General features: G+C 64.6%; 18 protein-coding genes and 1 riboswitch. Of the genes, 13 read left to right on the forward strand and 5 right to left on the reverse strand.

Going from position 1 to position 23,778, the window contains the following annotated elements:
* The first annotated feature begins 20 nt into the window (after nt 1-20).
* Together AC1POX_RS11050 and lolA are read left to right on the forward strand one after the other, a co-directional pair.
* Nucleotides 21-1,928, forward strand: coding sequence for a DUF3857 domain-containing transglutaminase family protein (locus AC1POX_RS11050; protein ID WP_372357163.1), 1,908 nt, complete (start codon nt 21-23; stop codon nt 1,926-1,928).
* A gap of 64 nt (nt 1,929-1,992) precedes the next feature.
* The gene (gene lolA, locus AC1POX_RS11055) at nt 1,993-2,664 is read left to right on the forward strand and encodes an outer membrane lipoprotein periplasmic chaperone LolA (protein WP_008575326.1); all 672 of its coding nucleotides are present in this window, start codon (nt 1,993-1,995) and stop codon (nt 2,662-2,664) included.
* Between the two features lie 115 nt (nt 2,665-2,779).
* Here the strand turns inward: lolA and xopZ are convergent, their stop codons facing one another.
* A complete protein-coding gene (xopZ, locus tag AC1POX_RS11060; RefSeq protein WP_372356152.1) occupies nt 2,780-6,946 on the reverse strand; it encodes a XopZ family type III secretion system effector in 4,167 nt (1,388 codons plus the stop codon).
* On the opposite strand from xopZ, the gene AC1POX_RS11065 reads away from it, so the two are divergent.
* The 3 genes from AC1POX_RS11065 to crcB all read left to right on the forward strand — a co-directional run bounded on the left by AC1POX_RS11065 (nt 6,875) and on the right by crcB (nt 9,131).
* Nucleotides 6,875-7,180 carry a hypothetical protein gene (locus AC1POX_RS11065; protein ID WP_372357207.1) on the forward strand — a complete coding sequence of 102 codons (306 nt, stop codon included), beginning with the start codon at nt 6,875-6,877 and terminating at the stop codon, nt 7,178-7,180. The two genes, xopZ and AC1POX_RS11065, sit on opposite strands and share 72 nt — an antisense overlap.
* Entirely contained in the window at nt 7,177-8,550 is a 1,374-nt protein-coding gene (locus AC1POX_RS11070) for a replication-associated recombination protein A (protein ID WP_029819381.1), read from the forward strand. Before AC1POX_RS11065 ends, AC1POX_RS11070 begins: the two co-directional genes overlap by 4 nt.
* Before the next feature lie 2 nt (nt 8,551-8,552).
* Nucleotides 8,553-8,621, forward strand: a riboswitch (Fluoride riboswitch).
* A gap of 108 nt (nt 8,622-8,729) precedes the next feature.
* A complete protein-coding gene (gene crcB / locus AC1POX_RS11075) occupies nt 8,730-9,131 on the forward strand; it encodes a fluoride efflux transporter CrcB (RefSeq protein ID WP_008575332.1) in 402 nt (133 codons plus the stop codon).
* Between the two features lie 313 nt (nt 9,132-9,444).
* On the opposite strand, the gene AC1POX_RS11080 is transcribed toward crcB, so the two are convergent.
* From AC1POX_RS11080 to AC1POX_RS11090, 3 genes are all read right to left on the reverse strand, one after another.
* A complete protein-coding gene (locus AC1POX_RS11080; protein ID WP_014090145.1) occupies nt 9,445-10,650 on the reverse strand; it encodes an acetyl-CoA C-acyltransferase in 1,206 nt (401 codons plus the stop codon).
* A gap of 161 nt (nt 10,651-10,811) precedes the next feature.
* Complete coding sequence (locus AC1POX_RS11085) at nt 10,812-13,184, reverse strand: 3-hydroxyacyl-CoA dehydrogenase/enoyl-CoA hydratase family protein (RefSeq protein WP_209262002.1); 2,373 nt, start codon at nt 13,182-13,184, stop codon at nt 10,812-10,814.
* Between the two features lie 24 nt (nt 13,185-13,208).
* On the reverse strand, nt 13,209-13,841 hold the full coding sequence (locus tag AC1POX_RS11090) for a TetR/AcrR family transcriptional regulator (protein WP_003482890.1): 633 nt from the start codon (nt 13,839-13,841) through the stop codon (nt 13,209-13,211).
* A gap of 218 nt (nt 13,842-14,059) precedes the next feature.
* On the opposite strand from AC1POX_RS11090, the gene ndk reads away from it, so the two are divergent.
* The 8 genes from ndk (at nt 14,060) to AC1POX_RS11130 (ending at nt 22,216) form a co-directional block, all read left to right on the forward strand.
* On the forward strand, nt 14,060-14,485 hold the full coding sequence (gene ndk, locus AC1POX_RS11095) for a nucleoside-diphosphate kinase (protein ID WP_002812972.1): 426 nt from the start codon (nt 14,060-14,062) through the stop codon (nt 14,483-14,485).
* A gap of 18 nt (nt 14,486-14,503) precedes the next feature.
* Complete coding sequence (gene rlmN / locus AC1POX_RS11100; protein ID WP_008575352.1) at nt 14,504-15,709, forward strand: dual-specificity RNA methyltransferase RlmN; 1,206 nt, start codon at nt 14,504-14,506, stop codon at nt 15,707-15,709.
* A 10-nt stretch (nt 15,710-15,719) separates the two neighbouring features.
* A complete protein-coding gene (locus AC1POX_RS11105) occupies nt 15,720-16,502 on the forward strand; it encodes a tetratricopeptide repeat protein (RefSeq protein ID WP_338339315.1) in 783 nt (260 codons plus the stop codon).
* Nucleotides 16,499-17,359: a RodZ domain-containing protein gene (locus tag AC1POX_RS11110; RefSeq protein WP_011347313.1), complete on the forward strand. Its 861-nt coding sequence runs from the start codon at nt 16,499-16,501 to the stop codon at nt 17,357-17,359. Before AC1POX_RS11105 ends, AC1POX_RS11110 begins: the two co-directional genes overlap by 4 nt.
* A gap of 70 nt (nt 17,360-17,429) precedes the next feature.
* Nucleotides 17,430-18,068, forward strand: a complete 639-nt coding sequence (locus AC1POX_RS11115) for a YfgM family protein (protein ID WP_008575358.1) — start codon at nt 17,430-17,432, stop codon at nt 18,066-18,068.
* A complete protein-coding gene (gene bamB, locus AC1POX_RS11120) occupies nt 18,068-19,285 on the forward strand; it encodes an outer membrane protein assembly factor BamB (protein ID WP_008575359.1) in 1,218 nt (405 codons plus the stop codon). The genes AC1POX_RS11115 and bamB overlap by 1 nt, the downstream gene beginning before the upstream one ends.
* 10 nt (nt 19,286-19,295) lie before the next feature.
* Nucleotides 19,296-20,693 (forward strand): ribosome biogenesis GTPase Der, encoded by a 1,398-nt coding sequence (gene der / locus AC1POX_RS11125; RefSeq protein WP_372160593.1) that lies wholly within the window; start codon nt 19,296-19,298, stop codon nt 20,691-20,693.
* A 302-nt stretch (nt 20,694-20,995) separates the two neighbouring features.
* Nucleotides 20,996-22,216, forward strand: coding sequence for a molybdopterin molybdotransferase MoeA (locus tag AC1POX_RS11130; protein ID WP_372356153.1), 1,221 nt, complete (start codon nt 20,996-20,998; stop codon nt 22,214-22,216).
* A 339-nt stretch (nt 22,217-22,555) separates the two neighbouring features.
* Here the strand turns inward: AC1POX_RS11130 and moeB are convergent, their stop codons facing one another.
* A complete protein-coding gene (gene moeB, locus AC1POX_RS11135) occupies nt 22,556-23,761 on the reverse strand; it encodes a molybdopterin-synthase adenylyltransferase MoeB (RefSeq protein WP_218490152.1) in 1,206 nt (401 codons plus the stop codon).
* Nucleotides 23,762-23,778 lie beyond the last annotated feature (17 nt).

Consider the following 23,778-nt stretch of genomic DNA (forward strand, 5'->3'; position numbering starts at 1 on the left):
TGTTGCATCGTCCCTCGTTAGTGCTCGTGCTGCTCCTCTGTCTCCCGCTGCTTGCCCAGGCACAGCAACGGCCCGCGCCCACTGCCAGTGCTGCAACACGCACGCAGGCCGACACCAATTACAGTTTCGTGCGCTACCGCGCCGACTACGAGGTGCGCGCCGACGCCAGCAGCGTCGAAACCGACGAATACGAGATCCTGCTCAAGACCAAGTCGGCCGTGGAGCAGTTCAGCCAGGTCCGGCTGAGCTATAGCGAGAAGATGGAAACGCTCGATGTGCTGCAGGCGTATACCGTCACGGCCGAAGGGCTGCGCCAGGACGTGGCGGCCGACAAGATCTATACCCAGGAAAGCTATTCCAGCGCCTCGGCAGCGATGTATGCCGACCGCAAGGTGAAAGTGGTGGTGTTCCCGAATCTGGCGCCGGGCGCGCGCATTGTGTACTGCGTGCGGCGGGCACAGAACACGCCGTATTTCCCCGGTTACTTCAGCCTGTGGGAGACCTTCAGCGTCTTCGCGCAGTACGACGATGCGGTGATTACGTTGGTCGCGCCGAAGGGGCTGCCGATGCATCTTTCTGCACGCGGGCTGCAGGGCAGCACCAAGCCGGTGGTGCGCGGCGACCAGGCACGCTGGGAGTGGCGCTACCAGCGCACCGCGCCGATGAAGAACCAGAACTGGAGCGCTGCGACCTGGGAGTTCAGCCCCACCTTGATGGCCAGCACCTTCGACAGCTGGTCGCAGATGGGCCTGGCGTACCACGTCAAAGGCGGGCGCGCTGCGGCGGTGACGCCGGCGATCCAGGCGCTGGCCGATGAGGTCACCCGCGGTATCGATGCCCCGCGCGCGCAGGCTGCCGCGCTGTATGCGTGGGTGGCGCGCAACATCCGCTATGTGGCGGTGTATCTGGGCAATGGCGGGCTGGAACCCAACAGCGCCGAGAGCATCCTGGCCAACCATTACGGCGATTGCAAAGACCACACCGTGATTCTGGAGGCCCTGCTTGCCGCCAAGGGGATTGCCAGCACACCGGTGCTGATTGGGGCAGAGGGCGGCCCGACCTTGCCGCAGATCCCGGTGCTGGGCCGCTTCAACCACGCCATCACCTACATTCCCGCATTCGATCTGTACGTGGACTCGACCAACCCCTACGCACGCTTCGGCCAGTTGCCGGCCGGCGATCTCGGCGCGCCGGTGGTGCATACGCGCGATGGCAAGGTCACGCAGACGCCGCCGAACGACCGCAAGGTCAATCGCTATGTCGCCCGCACCGAATACCGGTTCACGCCGCAAGGCGATCTGCAGGGCACCACCACGCTCGACAGCGGGCAGACCGGCGAAGTGGGCTTGCGCGCGATGTTCGTGCAGCTCAATGCGCAGAATCGCAACCGGATCGAAGAGTCGATCCTTGCCCAGTCCGGTTTCGACGGCACCGGCGATCTGCTGATTCAGGGCGACCCGCTGGATCTGGATGCACCGTTCAACTACCGCTACACCTTCCAGGCCAAGGACGCGGTGGATTTCTCGGTGGTCGGCGGCATGACCTTGCCGGATATGCCAGGTGCCGAGTCAACGCGCGCCATCTACACCACCACCTCGGCCGAAAACAATCTGACCCCGTTTTACTGCAACGACAGCGTGCGCGAAGAAACCTACGTGGTGAGCTTTCCCGAGACGGTGCCGATCATCGCCATTCCGCGCAGCAGCACCTTTCGCAATGCCGCCGGCGAATACGTGGTTGAGTGGACACGGCAGGGGCAGACGGTCACCGCCGTGCATCGCCTGCAGCGTGCCGCCGTGCGCGGGCCACAGGCGTTGTGCCAGCCGCAGGATTACCGTGCGTTTCGCGAGCTCTACCAACAGGTGCGGCGCGGGTTTCGCGGGCAGATTGTCTATGGCGATCTGTCCAGGGTGCAGACGGCACGATGAGGCGGATTGCCGCGCACACGCCGCCATCTGAACATGCCGTGCGATAGCGCTCGCCCATTCATCTATGAAGTATCAGAATCTACGCATGTCCTTCTGGAAGACCGCGATGCATCGCCAGCTCCGTTATGCCGTCCTTGCCACTGCTCTGTTCGCCAGTACCGCGTTTGCCGGTGCGCGCCAGGAGCTGGACACCTTCACGCGAGGGTTGAAGGGACTGGATGGGCAGTTCAGTCAGCGGGTGACCGACGCGAACGGCCGGGTCAAGGAAACTTCGAGCGGGCGGGTCGCACTGGCGACACCGCGTCAGTTCCGTTGGGAATACGCCAAGCCCTATAAGCAGCTGATCGTGGCCGACGGCAAGAAGGTCTGGGTATTGGATCCGGATCTGGAGCAGGTCACCGTGCGCGCACAGGGCAGCGAAGAACAGAACAGCCCGCTGGTTGCATTGATCGACCCGGCGCTTCTGGACAAGAAGTACGATGTCAGCGAAGAAGCCGCGCCACGCGACGGCCTGCAATGGTTGTCGCTGACGCCCAAGGTGGACACCGACGCCAGCTTCCAGATCGCCTCGCTGGGGTTCGGCAAGGAGGGCCTGGCCAGGATGGAAGTGGTGGACGCAGTCGGCCAACGCACCGCGATCAGCTTTAGCGGCTGGAAGCGCAACCCGGCGTTTGCTGCAGACACCTTCCGCTATACGCCGGCCAAGGGCGTGGATGTGGTGGGCGACGCGCAGTAAAGCGTCTGCGGGGCTCTCGGGATGAACGCATGGCGCAGCGAGCGGCTGTGCCTGCGAGCGCGCAGCAGTTGTCGTGACCTGACAGATGCACCCGCACAGGAGCGATGCCACCACGCTACGGGACTGGCTCGTACGGGATCCACTGACCAACCGTCCGACTCGCCTCCGCTGCCTGGTTGGTCTGGCGTTTGATGAAGAAATCGAGGCCACGTTCGCGCTGGCGTTTGCCCTTTTCGCGCAGGATCAAAATGGTCGGTTCCCAAATGCTTGGGTGGCTGATGAGCTCATCGAACGCGCGATCGGCTTCTGCCGCTTGCGCTTCGCATCCGGCGACCCGCAATAGCTGGGCCTGCGCGCGCAGCGCGTCCAGGCGTGGTGCAGCCTCTGCCTGCAACACCCAGTCCACGATCAGCGAGGCGAACTTGTTGTCTTGCATGTGGAGGCGGACCCGGTCGATGAAGTCCTGCAATTGGCGCTCGGCCACCATATAGAGCCGCTGGTCATCGACCTTGCCCTGCAGTTTGGAGATTCCGTAGTGGGTCCATAACTGCCAGTTGCGCTTCACTTCGCGTTCGAATGAGGCGAAGTTGAAGAATTCGAAGCCACGATCGGTGCGCACGGGATCGATTTCGTTGTTGAACATCCACAAGGTGGAGAACGTCGTGCTGCCGGCCGAGCGCAGTTCCCTGCTGTAGCCGAGATCAAGCGTGGCCATGGACAGCCGCGCCACTGGTGTGGGCGGCGCATTGCCGGTGCCTGGGTGCGTCCACTGCCGGGCGACGACACTGGCCGATGCGCGCCCTGCGATCTCTACCCTGGATTGTGCGCTCGAATCCTTCAGCACCATGGTCATGTAGCCTTCGATCGGCGTCTGCGACCGGGAGGTTTCGCGCCGCGCTTTCACGCCGAGCGACGCGCCCAGGGTGGCGCGACGCGGTTGGCCATCCATGTTTCCCACGCGCACGCCGGCAGCGACGCTGAGGCTGGATTCGGTGGCCGAAGTATTGCGTTCGGCATGGCCGATCAAGCCAACGGTGATGCTGGGGTGGTGCGCCAGCAGCTCCCCCAGGAAGTCGCGCTCGCTCAACTGGCCTGCATCGCCGCCGGATTGCTCGGCCAGTTGCAGCAAGTGTTCGAACATGGCCAGGAATTGCGCGCGCTGCTCCAGCTCCTGGCCCTTGCCCCGTCGCGGTACGCGGATTTGCACGCCATGCTCGATGCCCGATTCCTTTTTCATGCGCCATTCGGCTGCGCCCGTGATACCCACCGGTGCACGTTCGGTGCCCGGCAGCAGCACGCCCGCGCTAATGCCGGTACTGGCGTTGAACTGCCGCGCCTTCTGCCGCCCGATCTGCAGCGACAACCCGGTCCGCCCCATGTAAATCTCCACCGAGCGATCGGAACTGGTCTGGCCGCCCGCGGAGAGTTTCAGTCCCAGGCCGCTCGGGATGATCGCAAGTGCGGCCGACAGCGGCGTCGTATTGAGTCCGATCACCCGTTGCTCGGTAAGACGCAGCTTGTCGCGCCATTCCAGCCGTTCCATCAGGTTGCGCAGGCATTCGAACAGCGCACGTGGCGATCTGACGCGGGAGGTGTCGCCCTCGTGCAGAAGGCGACTTGCATGACCGATGGCCTGATGAAAGTGGGTGCGCGCGTCCGACGCCAGTTCTTCATCCAGGGTCGCTGCACCGACCGGCAGGTCGCTCGGCTGTCCGGCGTGGTCGAGCAGGCCACGCTGGATCAGACGCAGCGTTTCGGGCAGACGCATGCGGCCGGCGCGTAATGCACCCCAGGCGGATGCGATGGCCGGATGGCACGCCGCCGGCTGCAGGTCGTCGGTCTCGTTCACGGAGGCAGCCACCGAGCGCTGAAGCTCCTGGGCACGCCGTTCGATCGTGCCCAGCACCTTGGCGGTGAAGGTCAGGTCGGTTGCGTTCTGCTCGTGTGGGAGCCATTGCACGTATTCCAACAGTGCCTGCATTGCCAGCTCGTCCTGCGACGGCATTCGCCCGCCCGCCAGTTGGATCTGGCGGCGCGCGACGAGCCAGCTGGTCAGGTGGCCGGCCGCTTCGCGAAAAGCGTCGTTGGCACGCCGCACGGCGGTGGGAAGCGCTTCGGAGGCGCCGACCTTCATTCCCAGCTCAAGTGCGTTGAAGGGATTGAGGGCGCGCCTGCCGCGCCGCCCACTGCCTGCGACCGCCCATTGCGCAAACATCTGCAGGCATGCGTTGACGCGCGCATAGGGTGAACCTGCCCGGGTGGTTTCGTAGCCATTGCGGAATGCGTGAAATGCGCTGCGCTGGGCATCGGTTGCAGACTGCAGGCCCTGCAGCGGCGAGTCTCCATGCACGGCATGGCGCGCTCCCATCTGCGCATCGCCCAGCCAGCTGCGTTCAGCCTGTTCTGCGTCCGGCGTCAGTGCAAGCCGGTGGCTGGCACGCAGATGGACCTGCGCCGCCTCCAACCATTCCCTGGAGGGGGGCGTGGCTTCTTCGCGCAGCATGTGCGAAAGAACCTGCATGCCACGCGGAACGCTGGCCAACAGGCCGACGCAGGCGGTGACGGTCTCTATTGGCTGGGCCGCCTCGGCAGCGATGGAGACCTGTGGCGGCGGAATCAGCTCACGCAATCGCACCACGCCCAGGCGTCGCAGCACGTCGGCCGCTGCGGCGGCATCGCTTTCGCTGGCGATCGCCAATGCCTGCAGGGCGATGCGCAACGCGTCGACCGGCTGCAAGGCGTCGCTCCCGAACGCAGCGCTGCGGCCATGCAGAGCGTCAGCCCAGGCGCGCAGAACCTGTCGACTCACGGGGTCGATGGTTTCCTCGCGAAAGCCGGGCAGGACCTCGAGCAGTGCGTCCATGGTGTCGGCGACGATCTCGGCAGCGACGGGCCGGGCCTCATCGGCCGGCGGCTGCGCGGCTGCATGTTCCGCCACGCGCTGCATGTCGCCGTTCGCAGCTTCCAGCGCGTTGACCGTCTGTTCGTGCTGCCACACCTCCTCGGTGTTGATCCGCGACGAATGCCGCGCCTGCTGCAGTTTTGCCTCGACCTGGTCGAGGCGCTGCTGTAGGCGCCGCGCATGCCGCCGACAGCGCTCGGCATGCGTGCGTTGCAGGGTCAGCATGTTCTCGTTGCGTCCCAGTCGTGTGCGCAGTGCCTCGACTTCTCGGTTTCGCTCTGCAGCAAGGTGCGAGCCGAGCGTGCGCGACGCCGGCCTGTTGGCAGAGTTGCCTGCTTGATCCGACTGCAACGCATCGCGTGCTTGCGCATACGCGCTTCGCAATCGATCGATTTCCGCGTTAGCTTCCGCAAGTGCTTGCTCTGCTTGTGCTGCCTGTGCCGAGCCGCGGCCGAAAAAGACCGCTTTGGCCAGCGCATCGCCGCGTGCGCGCGCCTGCTGCACTGCGTGCTCGAGCCGGGTGCAGGCGCGCTGCAGCTGTAAGCGATCGACGCCCTGCTGCGCGTCGGCCGAGGATGGGCCCGCGTGCGCTGCGACAGCGCGCGACGGCTGATCGTGCGGTAGCGCGTTCAATGCGGCGCGTGCGGAGAGGATGTCCGACTCGAGATCGTGGATCGCGGCCGCCACTGCATCAGTCTGCGCATTGCATCCATGCAGCTGTTGCAGCAGTTCGGCACGTTCGCGCGTCAGCGCGTTGATGCTGTCGCTCAGGTTGGCGGCGCGCCGGGCTCTCAGGGCCAACTGCTCGCGTGCAGCCTGTAGCGTTTGTGCATGCGCGTAGCTCAGCTCGTCCTGGCGACGCCGGCAGATGCGTGCGGCCAGGTCGTTGTTGGATTGTTCCAGGCGGGCGATCAGTGCCTCATTGAGATGCTGGGTGGCATTGGACAGCAGCGGGGCTGCTCGCAGATCACGGGCGGCATCGGCGTTGCGATCCGATGGGCCGGCTGGTGTGTCCCGCGCGTACTGCACCGAGGAATAGCGCAGCAGGCTCGTATGTGGTTCTGGCGAACCGCTACTGAGCCCCAATCGTTCTGCGGCCTTCCTGCAGGGGCGCGGGAGGGCGTGTTTGCGTTTGGGAGCGGCCTTCAGTCCGGGATCGACGACGCTTGGCTGTCTTGCTTGCTCAAGTAGCGTCGCGGACCAACCCAGCGGATCTTCCTGTGCCTGGATCAGTTCCGCCTCGAACGCGCATGGGTCCGGAGTCGCCAATTTGTTGTGCGTCTGCCGCCGCGCAGAAGGCTTGGATGGATGCGCGATGGTCTCGGCCATCCCTGGAAGGCAAGCGGCGATGACGGAGGGGCGAAGCGGAATGCGAGGCATGGTGGAATCCGTGCGCTGAACCTGCCGCTTGCACTGGCGCAGCTCGTGGCCGATGCGGAATGCCGGCAAGCGATTGCGGTCACTCGTTACTCAGTAACAGTATTGCGCTACGCAGTCGATGCGTTGCACCTGCGCGAAGTGGTCGCTTGGAAAGAGAACCTCGGCGTCCCAGCGATGGCCAAACACTGCGTTGTGGAACGTCCATCAGGCGCAAGCGGTAGAATGAAGGGGTGAGCAAAGCCAAACGTCCCGACTCGATCACACCCGATCTGCTGCACGTCGATCGCAGCGCCATGGGGCCCTTGGCAGAGCGGATGCGGCCGCGCACGCTTGACGAGATGGTGGGCCAGAAGCGATTGCTGGCTCCCGACAGCGCCCTGCGGCGCGCGGTGGAATCCGGCCGCGTGCACTCCATGATCCTGTGGGGCCCGCCGGGATGCGGCAAGACCACATTGGCCTTGTTGCTCGCACATTACGCAGACGCCGAATTCAAGGCGATCTCGGCCGTACTCTCCGGCTTGCCGGAAGTGCGGCAGGTGCTGGCAGAGGCGGCGCAGCGTTTTGCCGGTGGCCGCCGCACCGTGTTGTTCGTCGATGAGGTGCATCGCTTCAACAAGGCCCAGCAGGATGCGTTCTTGCCGCATATCGAACGCGGCACGATTCTGTTCGTCGGCGCGACCACTGAAAACCCGTCCTTCGAGTTGAATTCAGCGCTGTTGTCGCGCTGCCGCGTGCATGTGCTGGAAGGCGTGTCGCCGCAGGATATTGTCGAAGCCTTGCAGCGTGCCTTGCGCGATGCCGAGCGCGGCTTGGGGGCAGAGACGATCCAGGTCAGCGAAGCGTCGCTGCTGGAAATCGCCAGCGCCGCCGACGGCGATGTGCGTCGGGCACTGACGCTGTTGGAAATTGCCGCGGAACTGGCGGCAGGTGAGGGTGGCGAGATCACGCCACAGACGTTGCTGCAGGTGCTGGCCGACCGTACGCGCCGCTTCGACAAGAACGGCGAGCAGTTCTACGACCAGATTTCGGCGTTGCATAAGTCCGTACGCAGTTCCAACCCGGATGCAGCGCTGTACTGGCTGACGCGCATGCTCGATGGCGGGTGCGACCCTGCGTATCTGGCGCGTCGGTTGACCCGCATGGCGATCGAGGACATTGGTCTGGCCGATCCGCGCGCGCAGAGCATGGCGCTGGAAGCCTGGGACATCTACGAGCGCCTCGGCAGCCCGGAAGGCGAGTTGGCATTCGCACAGCTGGTGCTGTACCTGGCCAGCACTGCCAAATCCAATGCCGGCTACGCTGCCTTCAACCAGGCCAAGGCCGACGTGCGCGCCACCGGCACCCAGGAGGTGCCGCTGCATCTGCGCAACGCGCCGACCAAGCTGATGAAGACGCTGGGCTACGGTCAGGATTACCAGTACGACCATGATGCCGAGGGCGGCATCGCGCTGGATCAGACCGGGTTCCCGGATGCGATGGGCGAGCGCGTGTACTACAACCCGGTGCCGCGCGGGATGGAGATCAAGCTGAAGGAAAAGCTCGATCGGCTGCGCGAGGCGCGCGCGCTGGCACGGGCTGACAAGGCCGGCAAGCCCACGGCATAATCGGCCGCACAGGAGATGGCATTCCTCCTCGAACCGCGCGCACCCTGCGCGCTGATGATGCCTGCCCACCCCGCCGGGGCGGCAGGCCTGTGCCCCGGCATCGCTTTTGACTCACAAAGGATGACGCCGATGTCGCACACTTTTTTTTCGAACACACGCTCTGGTCGCGGGGTGCGCGTATGAACGCACCGGTGTGGTGGCAACAGCTGTTGTTGGCGATGACCGGTGGCGCACTGGGATCGGGCTTGCGTTTTGCGATCGGTGCCTCGTTGATCCAGCGCTTCGGTACCGGCTTCCCTTGGGGAACGCTGACGGTGAACCTGCTCGGGTCGTTCGTGGCCGGCGTGTTGCTGGTCTGGCTGGATGCACGCGGGCCCTCGAGCTGGCCGCTGCGGGCCCTGTTGATCGTCGGCGTGATCGGTGGGCTGACCACGTTTTCGTCGCTGATGATGGAGTGCCTGGTGTTTGCGCGCACCGACCGCTCGACGATGATCGGCATCTATCTGGCGGTGACCTTGCTGGCTGGACTGGCGCTGGTCGTTGCAGGGGCGCGGACCGGTCAATGGTTGGTGGCGCGCTGAGCGTCGCCGTTTGCTAGCGGTATCTGCGGCGTCCCTATTGCGACAACTGGATCGACGGCTTCAGTGGCCGCAGCGACATGACCGATGCATCAGAACGCAACGCTCAGCGTTTCACTGGGCACGCGGGGATATGCGTTGGATCGCCGCGACGTTGGCAAGACCGCATTGACCGATAAAGGAAAGGGCGTGCTTGCGCACGCCCTTTTGGGCACAGCATGGCAATGTGATCGCTAAAACCTGATCTCCGCGGATGGATGACACAGATGGAAACACCAGACCGACCCGGAAGGCCGACCCGGCGCTCCAACCCGCCTCACAGCGCTTCGATGATGCCCGCAGCGCCCATGCCGGTACCGATGCACATGGTGACCATGCCGTACTTCTGCTGACGACGGCGCAGGCCATGCACCAGCGTGGCGGCACGGATCGCGCCGGTGGCGCCCAGCGGGTGGCCAAGGGCGATTGCGCCACCCAGTGGATTGACCTTGGATGGATCCAGTTCGCTGTCGCGGATCACGGCCAACGCCTGTGCGGCGAAGGCTTCGTTGAGCTCGATCCAGTCGAGTTGATCCTTGGTCAGCCCGGCCTGCTTGAGCGCCTTGGGAATGGCGGCGATCGGTCCAATGCCCATGACTTCCGGACGCACGCCGGCTACCGAGAAGCTGATAAAACGCGCAAGCGGTGTGAGGCCGTAATCCTTGATCGCCTGCTCGGAGGCCAGCAGCACGGCACCGGCGCCATCGCTCATCTGCGAAGAATTACCGGCGGTGACGCTGCCGCCGAACTGGCCGTTGCGGAACACCGGGCGCAACTTGGCCAGGCCCTCGAGCGAGCTATCCGGACGCGGGCCTTCGTCGGTGTCGACCAGGCGCTTGCGCAGCGCGATGACGTTGCCTGCCAGATCGGGCTGGTGCGAATGGATTTCGTACGGGCTGATTTCGTCGCGGAACTCGCCGGCGGCAATTGCGGCGATCGCCTTTTGATGGGAGGCCAGCGCAAAAGCGTCCTGGTCTTCGCGTGACACCTTCCACTCTTCTGCGACCTTCTCGGCAGTGATGCCCATGCCATAGGCAATGGCCACATGGTCGTCGGCGAACACGCTTGGCGACATCGCCACCTTGTTGCCCATCATCGGCACCATCGACATCGACTCGGTACCGCCGGCCAGCATCAGGTCGGCATTGCCCAGCCGGATCTGGTCGGCGGCCATGGCGATGGCCTGGATGCCGGACGAACAGAAGCGGTTGATGGTCTGACCGGCCACCGAATTGGGCAGGCCCGCCAGCAACACGCCGATGCGCGCCACGTTCATGCCTTGCTCGCCTTCGGGCATGGCGCAGCCGATGATGGCGTCGTCGATGCGCGAGGTATCGATGCCCGGCGCCTGCGCGACCACGGCGCGCAGCACATGCGCCAGCATGTCGTCGGGACGGGTATTGCGGAACACGCCCTTCGGCGCCTTGCCCACCGGCGTACGCGTGGCGGCAACGATGTAGGCTTCTTGAATCTGCTTGCTCATGGCTATCTCCGATAGCCGGGATTCGGGATTCGGGATTTGGGATTCGTCAAAGCGAATCCGCGTGCCCGAATGTTCCTGCCCGGCGGATGAATTTGGTGGAAGCGAGAAAGTTGGAGGGCGGGGACCCGCTGTTGCGAATCCCCAATCCCCACTCCCGATTCTCAGTTCCTGAGTGGCTTACCCGTCTTGAGCATGTGCCCAATCCGCGCCTGGGTCTTTTCCTGCTGGGCCAGTTCGACGAAGTGCTTGCGCTCCAGCTTGAGCAGCCATTCTTCATCGACCAGCGCGCCGCGATCCACTTCGCCACCGCAGACCACCGTGGCGATGCGGCTGGCGATTTCGTAGTCGTATTCGCTGATGAAGCGGCCTTCCAGCATGTTGACCAGCAGCATCTTGAAGGTGGCGATGCCGACGTCGCCGGCGACCTGGATGCGGCGTGCCGGCAGCGGGGCGCGGTAGCCGCCCTCGGCCAGCGCGCGCGCTTCGGCCTTGGCGATGTGTAGGCTCTCATAGCTGTTGAACACCACCTTGTCGGTGGCACGCAGCAGGCCCAGTTCCTTGGCATTGACGGCCGAGTTGGAAACCTTGGCCATTGCCACGGTCTCGAAGGTCTTCTTCAGCTCGGCGAACACGTCGCCGCCCGGACCTGCGGCGATCGACGCACGCACCGCGATTTCCTTCAGGCCACCACCGGCCGGCAGCAGGCCGACGCCGGCTTCGACCAGGCCGATGTAGCTCTCCAGCGAAGCCACGGTCTTGGCGCTATGCATCTGGAATTCGCAGCCGCCGCCCAGCGCCAGGCCACGCACGGCCGAGATCACCGGCACCTGCGCGTACTTGATGCGCTGGCTGGTGGCCTGGAAATTGGCGACCAATGCTTCGAACGCATCGACCTTGCCGGCCTGCAGCAGGCCAAGCGCGCCGGCCAGATCGGCACCGGCGGAGAAGGGCTCCTTCTGCTGCCAGATCACCAGACCGGCGAAGTCTTTCTCGGCGCGGCCAACCACTTCCTGCAGGCCATTGAGCACGTGGTCGGAAACGGTGTTCATCTTGGTCTTGAAGCTGACCACGGCGATGTCGTCGCCGTCGTGCCACATGCGCACACCGTCATTTTCGAACACGGTTTCGCCCGGCGAGAACTGCTCGCCCAGCAACGGATCGGGGAAGCGCTGGCGCTTGTACACCGGCAGCGACGAGCGTGGCAGCTTGGCGTCGCGCGCCGGGCTGTACGAGCCTTCGGCGCCATGCACGCCATCGCGACCGTCGAACACCCAGTTCGGTAGTGGCGCGCTGCTCATGCTCTTGCCGTTGGAGATGTCTTCGGCAATCCACTGCGCCACCTGCTTCCAGCCAGCGGCCTGCCAGGTCTCGAACGGGCCCAGCGACCAGCCGTAGCCCCAGCGGATCGCCAGATCCACGTCGCGTGCGGTCTCGGCGATATCGGCCAGGTGGTAGGCGCTGTAGTGGAACAGGTCGCGGAAGCTGGCCCACAGGAACTGCGCCTGCGGGTGCTGGCTTTCGCGCAGCTTGGCGAACTTTTCGGCCGGGTTCTTGATCTTGAGGATCTCGACCACTTCCGGCGCGGCGCTACGATCGGCCGGGCGATAGTCCTGCTTCTCCAGGTCGACCACCACGATGTCCTTGCCGACCTTGCGGAAGATGCCGGCACCGACCTTCTGGCCCAGCGCGCCCTTGCCGATCAATGCGTCCAGCCACTTCGGCGACTTGAAATACTGATGCCACGGGTCGTCGGGCAGGGTGTCGCCCATGGTCTTGATGACGTGCGCCATGGTGTCCAGGCCGACCACATCGGAGGTGCGATAGGTGGCCGACTTTGGGCGACCCACCAGCGGGCCGGTCAGCGCATCGACTTCGTCGAAGCCCAGGCCGAATTCCTGCGTGTGGTGGATGGTGGACAGGATCGAGAACACGCCGATGCGGTTGCCGATGAAGTTCGGGGTGTCCTTCGCATACACCACGCCCTTGCCGAGCGTGGTCACCAGGAAGGCTTCCAGGCCTTCCAGTACCGCCTTGTCGGTGCCCTTGGCCGGGATCAGCTCGGCCAGGTGCATGTAGCGCGGCGGATTGAAGAAATGCACGCCGCAGAAACGGTGACGCAACTGCTCGGGCAGCACGTCGGAGAGCTTGTTGATGCCCAGGCCGGAGGTGTTGGAGGCCAGCACGGCATGATCGGCCACGAACGGGGCGATCTTCTTGTACAGGTCCTGCTTCCAGTCCATGCGCTCGGCGATCGCTTCGATGATCAGATCGCAGTCGCGCAGCTGTTCCAGGCCGCTCTCGTAATTGGCGGGCGTGATCGCCTCGGCCAGCGCCTTGCTGGCGAGCGGGGCGGGGCTCAGCTTGCCGAGATTGGCGATCGCCTTGAGTACGATGCCGTCTGCCGGGCCTTCCTTGGCGGGCAGGTCGAACAACACGGTGTCTACACCGGCATTGGTGAGGTGCGCGGCGATCTGCGCACCCATGACGCCGGCACCGAGCACGGCGGCACGACGGACTAGCAACGGGTTGGACATAGCGATAGGCCTCTTGTGGAACGTTTACGGTGTGGAATGAGCGCGGAACCCGGGTTCCGCGAAACGGATGAGTTCGCGCGCCGCGCGCGCACGATGGTCGGCCTCGCTGACGCCCGCAGGCCGCTTGATGAGGCCGAAATCTGCCATGGCATAGGTCAGTGCGCCGGCCAGGAAGTCCAGCCGCCAATACAGCTCTTCCTTGCTCAGGCCCGGCACGCAGCCGGCGATGGCCTTGCCAAATTCGCGCAGCACATGTCCGTAGTGGTCGGACAGGAACTTGCGCAGGTTGTCGTTCTTTTCCGCGTAAGCGCGCGCAATCACGCGTACGAACGCGCCGCCGTTCTGGCGGTCCTGCGCCATGGCCAACGCCGGCTCGACGAAGGCAGCGAGCACGGCCGTGAGCTCGCCGGGCTGGGACTTCTTTGCCGTTTCCAGCTGCTGCAGGCGCGCGGCGGTCATCTCGTCCATGCGCCGGCGGAACACCTCGTTGACCAGGTTTTCCTTGGAGCCGAAGTGATAGTTGACCGCGGCGATATTGACGTCGGCCTGCGTGGTGAGCTGGCGCAGCGACGTGCCGGCGAACCCGTGCTGGGCGAACAGCTCCTCGGCCGCACCGAGAATGCGGTCCTTGGTGGAGAAGTGGGCGGGCTTGGGCATGCGCGAAGACAGGACTCAATCAAACGATTGTTTGAGTCTACGGGCTCGCCTGCTGGCAGGTCATGTCGCAACGCAGCACGATTCAGGGGGCGGTGTGCAAACGTAGCGTTGACGAGATAGAATTGACCATCGCAAAGAAGCCTAAGCCCGCGTTTTGTCGCGGGTTTTTTTCATGATAACCTCGGGCCTTCAGTGGCCCGCCCAACGGAGAACTTCCCATGGCGCTGGAGCGCACCCTGTCCATCATCAAGCCCGACGCCGTTGCCAAGAACGTCATCGGCGAAATCTACAGCCGCTTCGAAAAGGCTGGCCTGAAGGTCGTGGCCGCCAAGTACAAGCAGCTGTCGCGCCGTGAAGCCGAAGGCTTTTACGCCGTTCACCGCGAGCGTCCGTTCTTCAACGCGCTGGTCGAGTTCATGATCTCCGGCCCGGTGATGATCCAGGCGCTGGAAGGCGAGAACGCCGTTGCCGCACACCGTGACCTGCTGGGCGCGACCAATCCCAAGGATGCTGCGCCGGGTACCATCCGCGCCGACTTCGCCGATTCGATCGATGCCAATGCCGCCCACGGCTCGGATTCGGTCGAGAACGCTGCCAACGAAGTCGCGTATTTCTTTGCTGCCACCGAAGTGGTCTCGCGCTGAGGCCGAGTGAGTCGAATCGTGAATGAGGTCGTGATCCCTTCCGTGCTGCAGGACGGCTCCGTCCGTCCCCCGGAGCCGCGCAAGCAGAACCTGCTCGACCTCGATCGCGAGGGTCTGGAGCGCTTCTTCGCCGACACGCTCGGCGAGGCGCGTTACCGTGCCCATCAGGTGATGAAGTGGATCCACCATCGCTACGTCACCGATTTCGACCAGATGACGGACCTCGGCAAGGCGCTGCGTGCGAAGTTGCACCAGCATGCCGAGGTCCTCGTCCCGAACGTGGTGTTCGACAAGCCTTCGGCCGACGGCACCCACAAATGGCTGTTGGCCATGGGCGCCGACGGCAAGAACGCCATCGAAACCGTGTATATCCCCGACAAGGGCCGTGGCACGCTGTGCGTGTCCTCCCAGGTCGGCTGTGGCTTGAACTGCACCTTTTGTTCGACCGCCACCCAGGGCTTCAATCGCAACCTCACCACCGCCGAAATCATCGGCCAGGTGTGGGTGGCGGCGCGCCATCTGGGCAATGTGCCGCACCAGCAGCGCCGTCTCACCAATGTGGTGATGATGGGCATGGGCGAGCCGCTGATGAATTTCGATAACGTCGTGCGCGCGATGAGTGTGATGCGCGACGATCTTGGCTACGGGCTGGCCAGCAAGCGGGTCACGCTGTCGACCTCCGGCCTGGTGCCGATGATCGACCGGCTCTCCACCGAAAGCGACGTGTCGCTGGCGGTCTCGCTGCATGCCGCGAACGACACGCTGCGCGAGAGCCTGGTGCCGTTGAACAAGAAATACCCGATCGCCGAGCTGATGGAGTCGTGCGCGCGCTACCTGCGCGGCAGCAAGAAGCGCGATTCGGTGACCTTCGAATACACCTTGATGAAAGGCATCAACGACCAGCCGGAGCATGCGCGCCAGTTGGCCAGGTTGATGCGGCAGTTCGACAACGCGGTGCAGTCCAAGGACGCCGGCAAGGTCAATCTGATTCCGTTCAATCCATTTCCTGGAACGCGCTATGAGCGCTCGGGCGAGACCGAGATTCGCGCGTTCCAGAAGATCCTGCTCGATGCGCAGGTGCTGACGATGGTTCGCCGCACCCGTGGCGACGACATCGACGCCGCATGCGGGCAGCTCAAGGGGCAGGTCATGGACCGTACCCGTCGCCAGGCGGAGTTCCGCCGCACATTGGAAGGGCAGGCCGATCGAGATGCGGCAGCGTGAACTCGCGTTAATGGCGGCCGTGGCGATCGCGCTGAGCGCGGTTGGCTGCGGTGGTCGCAATGCCAAGGCCGGCAAGATCAAGAGCGTGGAGCAGGTCGCTCCGAGCTACGACTTTCGCGATAGCGCAGCGACCCAAAATCGTATTGCGCTGGAACAGCGATTGGGATTGGCGAACAATCGCCTGCAGAGCGGCGACTACGCCGGTGCGGAGCGACAGGTGCGTGAAGTCTTGAAGAAGACCCCGAATTCGGTGGATGCGCTGATGTTCCTGGGTGTCATTCAGCAGGGGCAGGGCAATCCGGCGGCCGGTGAAACCTATCGCCGTACCACTGAACTTGCCCCCCAGCGCGGCGACGTTCTAAACAATTATGGCGCGTGGCTGTGTGCCAATGGTCAGGCGGCCGAATCATTAGCCTGGTTTGATCGCGCCGTGCAAGATCAGGGGTATGCACCTGCTTCTGCGCTCGCCAATGCGGGCGGATGCGCGTTACAGGCGGGTCAAGCAGAGCGCGCAGAGCGTGATCTGCGCAAAGCGCTAGAATTGGAGCCCGCGAACGCGTACGCACTCGAATCGAAGGCGCGCCTTCAGGCGGCCCAAAAGAGCTTTTTCGAAGCCCGCGCTTTTATCGAACGCCGCCTTGCGGCTGCACCGGCAACTGCTTCCGTGTTACAACTCGCCATTCAGATTGAGCAAGGGCTAGGCGACAAGGTAGCTGCCGGCCGTTACCAACAGCGGTTGGTCAAGGAATTCCCTGACGCAGCGACCGCTACTCCCGGGGCCAATGCATTGTGATCAGTGATTCCAATCCGAACCTTTTCGAGCAGGAAAAGGGCTGCGGACAGCATTTGCGCGAAGCGCGCGAGGCAGCAGGTCTGAGCGTGGACGAGGTGGCCGGCAAGCTGCGCATGCCGGCCCACGTGGTGCACGCGTTGGAGCAGGAGGATTGGCAGCGGCTGGGCGCGCCGGTGTTCGTACGCGGGCAGCTGCGCAGCTATGCGCGCTTGTTGCAGGTCGATCTGGAGCCGCTGTTGCAGCAGGCCACCATTGCGCCGATCGAGCCGGTCAAGCTGGTCAGTCACACGCATACGCCGCGTGCGCGGCGCATTCTCGAAAGCACCGCGCGCAAGGCCATGTACGTGGTCATCACCGGCGTGTTTGCGGTGCCGGTCTGGTATGCGACGCGCTCGCATCTGGATGGCAAGGCGCCTAGCACGGTGTCCTTGGACAGCATGCCGGAGGCTGCAAAGTCCGCTGCGCCAGGTACGCCGGCAACGCAGCCGGCCGCCGCGCCGCGCGAGCAGCCGGCGCCGTATATCGCGTCGATGACCCCGGTGCCGCGTGCGACCGCCGACGCCAAGGCGCCTGCGGCAGCAGCTGCTGCCGGCGGCAGTTTGTCGCTGAGTTTCAGCGGCGACAGTTGGGTGCAGATTTTGGCACCGGATGGCAGTGCGGTGGAAAAAGCCCTGATACGTGCTGGTGAACAACGCACGTATTCGCCCGGTCAGGTGGGGCGCATCGTGCTCGGTAATGCCTCGGCGGTACAGGTTCAGCAAGGCGGCAGTATCGTCGACGTGAAACCGTTCCAGCGCGCTAACGTGGCCCGTTTTGCGGTATCCTCCGACGGCTCCGTGGTACCTGCTTCCGAGTGAAGCGGACTGCGGTTTTTCATTTATCCCTTTTGATGTTCCGCGCCTCCGGGATGACGGAGCGAGAGTACGCATGGCGATCGACGATCTGCTGGACGAACACGAACAAGGCGAACGCGTTCGTTCCTGGTTGAGAAAGAATGGCGCAGGTCTGGTGGGCGGTGTCCTGCTTGGTCTGGCACTGATCCTGGGCTGGCAGTGGTGGCAGACGCGCACCAATACCGCATTGGTCGAGGCCAATGGCCGCTACGAGGCGGTGGTGAAGTCGATTCAGGCCAAGGACCTGGACAAGGCCGCCAAGGACATCGTGGCACTGGACGACGGCAAGGGCGGTATTTATGCCGAGCTGGCGGCGCTGCGGCTGGCCAAGGCCCAGGTCGATGCCGGCAAGAATGCCGAAGCGATCAAGACCTTGCGCGACGTGCCCGCCGAAGGCGAGCTCAAGCAGATCGTGCAGCAGCGCCTGGCGCGCGTACTGACCGAAAGCGGCAAGCCCGACGAAGCGATCAAGCTGCTGGCCGACGCGCAGGACCACGCCAGCCTGGAGATTCGTGCCGACGCATTGGTCGCGCAGGGCAAGCCGGATGAGGCGCGTGCGCTGTACACCCGCGCCCTGACCACGGTGGATGTGGCTTCGCCGCAGCGCCGGTTGCTGGAAACCAAGCTGATGGATGTGGGCGGCAAGGTGCCCGATCCGGCGGAGCAGATTTGATGAAGCAGGTTGATATGTATAAGCGCGTTGCGTTGATTGCCGTGATGGGTCTGTCGCTGGCTGGCTGCAGCACCGTGAAGGGCTGGTTCGCCGGGAAGGACGCTGCTGCCAAGAAGGCGCAGGAACCTGCCGAGCTGGTGAAGTTCGAGCCGTCGGTCAAGGTCGAGAAGATCTGGTCTGCCGGTGTGGGCAAGGGTGAAGGGCATATCGGTGTCCGTCAGCGCCCGGCCGTGGCCGATGGCAAGGTGTATGCAGCGGCGATCACCGGTGGCGTGGAGGCACTCGACCTGCAGACCGGCAAGCGGGTCTGGGAATACAAGCCCAAGAAAGAAGAGCGTAACGACCGCAAGTTCAAGCAGCGCCTGTCCGGTGGTCCCGGTGTGGGCGAGGGCCTGGTGGTGATCGGTAGCCTGTCCGGCGATGTGATCGCCTTGAACCAGGCCGACGGCACTGAAAAATGGCGGGCCAAGGTGCCGAACGAAGTGATTGCTGCGCCGGCCATTGCACAGAACCTGGTGCTGGTGCGTAGCAACGACGGTCGCGTGACTGCGTTTGATGCGGCAACCGGCGAGCGTCGCTGGTTCCATGCCGAAGAAGGCCCGACCTTGTCCGTCCGCGGCAATGCGCCGATCGTGACCGGCCCGGGCGTGGTGTTCGTCGGTAACGACAGCGGCACCTTGAGTGCGCTGGCGCTGCAGGACGGTCGCCCGTTGTGGGAGCAGGCCATCGGCGTGCCGGAAGGCCGTACCGAGCTGGAGCGCATGTCCGATGTGGATGGTGCGCCGGTGCTGGATGGCACCACGCTGTACGCGACCAGCTTCAAGAATGAAACCCTCGCACTGGAAGGCCCGAGCGGCCGTCCGCTGTGGACGCGCGATCACGGCGGCGCCGGTGGCGTTGGTGTGTCGTCGGCCGTCGTGGTGGTGTCCGACAATGCTGGATCGGTGTGGGGGCTGGACAAGAGCAGCGGTGCGGCGATGTGGTCGCAGGCTGCGTTGGCACGCCGTTCGCTGACCGGTGTGGCCATCCAGGGCGATTACGCCGTGGTCGGCGACTACAAGGGCTATCTGCACTGGCTGAAACTCAGCGACGGCGCACTGGCTGCGCGCGCACGTGCCGGACGCGATACGCTGCTGGCGCAGCCGCAGGTGGTCGACGGCATTTTGCTGGTACAAAACACCGACGGCGATCTCACCGCCTTCCGGTTGGCACAATAAGGACCTTGCGATGCTGCCCCTGGTCGCCCTGGTTGGACGGCCCAATGTCGGCAAGTCCACCATCTTCAATGCGCTGACGCGCACCCGTGACGCGCTGGTCCACGACCAGCCTGGCGTCACCCGCGACCGTAACTACGGGGTCTGCCGTCTCGACGAGCAGCAGCCCTTCATCGTCGTCGATACCGGTGGTATCGCCGGCGATGAGGAAGGTCTTGCTGGAGCCACGGCCCGCCAGGCACGGGCCGCCGCCGGCGAAGCCGATCTGGTGCTGTTCGTGGTCGATGGCCGCGAAGGCGCGTCCTCGCTCGATGACGAGATTCTGGCCTGGTTGCGCAAATTGGCGCGGCCGACCGTGCTGGTGATCAACAAGATCGACGGCACCGACGAAGAAACCGTGCGCTCGGAATTCGCGCGCTACGGCTTCTCCGACGTGGTGGCGTTGTCTGCGGCGCATCGGCAGGGCATCGACGAATTGCTTGACGAGGTGGGGGCGCGGCTGCCCGAGGAAGGTGCCGGCGAGCTGCTGGACAACGACCCGGCACGCGTGCGGATCGCCTTCGTGGGCCGGCCGAATGTCGGCAAATCGACGCTGGTCAATCGCCTGCTGGGCGAAGAACGCATGATCGCCTCGGAAGTGCCGGGCACCACGCGCGATTCGATCGCGGTGGACCTGGAGCGCGATGGCCGTCAGTACCGCCTGATCGATACCGCCGGCCTGCGCCGGCGCGGCAAGGTGGAAGAGGCGGTCGAGAAGTTCAGCGCGTTCAAGACGCTGCAGGCGATCGAGCAATGCCAGGTGGCGGTGCTAATGCTGGACGCTACCGAAGGCGTGACCGACCAGGATGCGACGATTCTCGGCGCGATCCTGGATGCCGGCCGTGCGCTGGTGGTGGCGATCAACAAGTGGGACGGGCAAAGCGATTACCAGCGTGCGCAGGCCGAAGACCTGCTGTCGCGCAAGCTGGGCTTCGTGAACTGGGCCGAGGCGGTGCGGATCTCTGCATTGCATGGCTCGGGCATGCGCGAATTGTTCCAGGCCATCCATCGCGCGCATGCATCGGCCAACCACGAGTTCAGCACCAGCGAAGTGAATCAGGCGCTGGAAATCGCCTACGAGACCAATCCTCCGCCAAGCATTCGCGGCCATGTCTCCAAGCTGCGTTATGTACATCCGGGTGGCGCGAATCCGCCGACCTTCATCGTGCATGGCACGCGCCTGAAGGTGTTGCCGGAGTCGTACAAGCGCTATCTGGAAAACTTCTTCCGCAAGCGTTTCAAGCTGGTTGGTACGCCGGTGCGTTTCATCTTTCGCGAGGGCGCCAACCCGTACGAGGGCAAGAAGAATCCGCTCTCCGATCGCCAGGTGGCCCGTAAGCGGCGCCTGATGCGGCATGTCAAAGGGAAGTAAGGGCCCCAGGCTGCCTGAGCCGTGATGTTCAGGCGGTTCGGCAGGCGCGCAGATCGGCCGGGCTGCGCGTTCGCCGCGTGCAGGCAGGGTTCTAAACGTTCCGCGCATCCTCCTGATCGCTCGATCGACACGTGAGGCAGTTGCTGCCGCGTGCAGCTTTTCGTTCTTTGGCGCGGGTGGCGGCGCGTGCCGGTGCAATCGAAGTCGCTCGCAGCGCGGCGTATCGTTAAAGCCCATCTCCTTTGGCCGACGCGTGGCGCGGCCACCCTTCGCGTTGGCGATGCGCTGGTATCCTGCGCGGCATGACCGATTATCCTTCCCGCATTCCGTATGCGCAGGCGCTGCAGATTCTGCGCAGTGTCGCGGCCAGCAACCGCTCGCCCGATGAAAACATCGCCACCTCGCGTGCCGATGGGCGGATCTCTGCCGGCGACCTGATCGCACCGCTGGCGCTGCCGCCGTTTGCCAATAGCGCGATGGATGGCTTTGCGCTGCGGCACGCCGATGTTGCTGGCGGCGATGCGTCGCTGCAGCTGGTTGGCGAACAGTTTGCCGGCGAGCGCTGGGCCGGCACACTGGGCGCCGGGCAATGCCTGCGTATCACCACGGGCGCGCCACTGCCCGATGGCGCCGATACCGTGATTCCCAAGGAAGATGCCGACGAACGCGATGGCATGGTGCGGTTTCAGACCGCGCCTGCACCGGGCGCAGCCGTGCGCCTGGCCGGCAGCGATGTGCGTGCCGGCGATCTGGTGATCCAGGCCGGGCAGGTGCTGACGCCTGCACGTATCGGTCTGGCCGCTGCGCTGGGCGTGTCGCGGCTTGCGGTCGCGCCGCGCCCGACCATTGCGGTGCTGGCCACCGGCGATGAGCTGATCGAGCCGGGCATGCCGCTCGGCCCGGGTCAGATCTACAACAGCAACCGCGACATGCTGATGGCGCAACTGCGTGCACTGGGCTATGCGCCGACCGCGTGGCCGACCTTGCCGGACGACCCGCAACGCATTCGCACCATGCTGGAAGATGCGGCCGCAGCGTTCGATGTGGTCATCACCTGCGGCGGCGTTTCTGCGGGCGAAAAGGATTATCTGCCGCGTCTGATCGGCGAATTGGGGCGCATCCATTTCTGGCGTGTGCGGATGCGCCCGGGCATGCCGGCGGTGTTGGGGCAGATTGGCCGCTGCCTGGTCCTAGGCTTGCCGGGCAACCCGGTCTCTGTGCTGGCAACGCTGATCGCCTACGGCGTCCCGTTGCTGGATGGATTGCAGGGACGCAGCGAGCCGCGCCCGGTCTGGCATGCGGCGTTGGCAAGCCCATGGGACAAGCGCCACGAACGGCTGGAATTCCTGCGTGGGCGATTGGAATGCGGCGAAGATGGGCGGCTGACCGCGCTGCCGCACCGTGGCGATGCATCGCATCTACTGCGTGGCGCGGCCGACAGCAACGCATTGATCGTGCTGCCCGAGCAGGCGCGGCGCTTTGAGGCTGGCGAGATCGTGCGGGTGATTCCTTACGCGTTGTGAGTGTTTGCTCGATCGTTGGTGCCCGGCAGAATGATGCGCGCCCTGTTGGAGTGTTTACGTCATGGGCAGCGCATGCGACGTGCGTGTCGCGGCGTTTCAACATGTAGGGCGATCGTCAAACTGCTCAAGCGTCTTGGGCGTGGCCTGGAAGCGAACGCCTCGACAATGGGAGCCAATCGCTCGATAGCCGCTCTCCCGGTGGGAGAGTGGTGAGGTGGGGCGCAAGACAGCCATCCACGCAAACGTCGCCGAAGTGCTTGACGTATCGATATACCTCGCATTGCATCGGTGGCAAGCCAATCAGTCAGCGACCGACACCACACGCCGCTGTGGGCTCGCTCAACCAACCGCACTGCCGCAGAACGCCGCGTAATCCGCATAGCCGCGAAATGCCGCGCCAGGCGCGCACACCGGGCAGTGCGGGTCCGGCGGCAAGCGGATGTCGCGAAAGCGCATCGCCAATGCATCGAAACTGAGCAGGCGACCAGTGAGGCCGTCACCAATGCCGAGCAGCAACTTGATCGCTTCGGTGGCTTGCAAGAGTCCGATCACTCCGGGCAGTACGCCGAGCACACCAGCCTCGGCACAACTGGGCGCAAATTCCGGCGGCGGTGGTTCGGGAAACAGGCAGCGGTAGCAAGGCGCATGACCGCGGTGGCGGCCGGCATCGAACACGCTGACCTGTCCTTCGAACTGCTGCACGGCGCCGTAAACCAGTGGTTTACCGAATTTGACGCACGCGTCGTTGAGCAAATACCGCGCAGGAAAATTATCTGCGCCATCCACCACCACATCCACATCCTGCAGCAGCGCTTCGACATTGTCGGCCGTCACGCGGGTTCGCACCGCCTCGATGTCCACGCGCGGGTTGAGCGCGGCAATGCGCTGCGCGGCGGAGTCGACCTTTGCAGTGCCGACGCTGTCTTCGGTGTGCAGAATCTGGCGTTGCAGGTTGCTGCGGTCCACCACGTCGTCGTCGGCAATGCGCAGATGCCCCACACCGGCTGCGGCGAGGTAGAACGCGGCCGGCGAGCCTAGTCCGCCTGCGCCGATCAGCAACACCCGCGCGCGCGCCAGGCGCCGCTGACCTTCCAGGCCGACCTGGGACAGACGCAGATGGCGTGAATAACGCTCAAGAAAGTCCTGCTCGTCCGCCGGCAACGTCGGGCGTACCAACGGCAGGCCGGCGCTGGCCCATGCGCTGGTGCCACCGACCACCGACGCCACGTGCGCATAGCCGTGCGCGCGCAAGATGGCGGCCGTGTGCGCCGAGCGTTTGCCGCTCTGGCAGATCAACACGATTGCGCGGGTTTGCTCCGGCAGATGGGCTGCAGGCTCGGTTTCCAGGGAGTTCTGTGCGATCGCCAACGCGCCTTCGGCCTGGCCGCCGGCACGCTCATGCAGTTGCCGGATGTCGACCAGCAGGGCGCCTTGCAGGGCGCGGGCACGGGCGTCGGCGGGAGAGATGTCGTGGCTGCTCATGTTGCCATTGTCGCGCAAACGCAGCAGCTGCGATGTGCAGTCTTGCCCATGACACGCACGCACCTCGCCGTTGATGAAAG

It is taken from the genome of Xanthomonas sp. NCPPB 3442 (assembly GCF_056725145.1).

Coding starts and splice junctions, on each gene's coding strand:
- lolA (WP_008575326.1), top strand. CDS start 1,993: ATGAAGTATCAGAATCTACGCATGTCCTTCTGGAAGACCGCGATGCAT.
- AC1POX_RS11065 (WP_372357207.1), top strand. CDS start 6,875: ATGCGCGATGGTCTCGGCCATCCCTGGAAGGCAAGCGGCGATGACGGA.
- xopZ (WP_372356152.1), bottom strand. CDS start 6,946: ATGCCTCGCATTCCGCTTCGCCCCTCCGTCATCGCCGCTTGCCTTCCA.
- crcB (WP_008575332.1), top strand. CDS start 8,730: ATGAACGCACCGGTGTGGTGGCAACAGCTGTTGTTGGCGATGACCGGT.
- AC1POX_RS11080 (WP_014090145.1), bottom strand. CDS start 10,650: ATGAGCAAGCAGATTCAAGAAGCCTACATCGTTGCCGCCACGCGTACG.
- AC1POX_RS11085 (WP_209262002.1), bottom strand. CDS start 13,184: ATGTCCAACCCGTTGCTAGTCCGTCGTGCCGCCGTGCTCGGTGCCGGC.
- AC1POX_RS11090 (WP_003482890.1), bottom strand. CDS start 13,841: ATGCCCAAGCCCGCCCACTTCTCCACCAAGGACCGCATTCTCGGTGCG.
- ndk (WP_002812972.1), top strand. CDS start 14,060: ATGGCGCTGGAGCGCACCCTGTCCATCATCAAGCCCGACGCCGTTGCC.
- AC1POX_RS11105 (WP_338339315.1), top strand. CDS start 15,720: ATGGCGGCCGTGGCGATCGCGCTGAGCGCGGTTGGCTGCGGTGGTCGC.
- AC1POX_RS11115 (WP_008575358.1), top strand. CDS start 17,430: ATGGCGATCGACGATCTGCTGGACGAACACGAACAAGGCGAACGCGTT.
- bamB (WP_008575359.1), top strand. CDS start 18,068: ATGAAGCAGGTTGATATGTATAAGCGCGTTGCGTTGATTGCCGTGATG.
- der (WP_372160593.1), top strand. CDS start 19,296: ATGCTGCCCCTGGTCGCCCTGGTTGGACGGCCCAATGTCGGCAAGTCC.
- AC1POX_RS11130 (WP_372356153.1), top strand. CDS start 20,996: ATGACCGATTATCCTTCCCGCATTCCGTATGCGCAGGCGCTGCAGATT.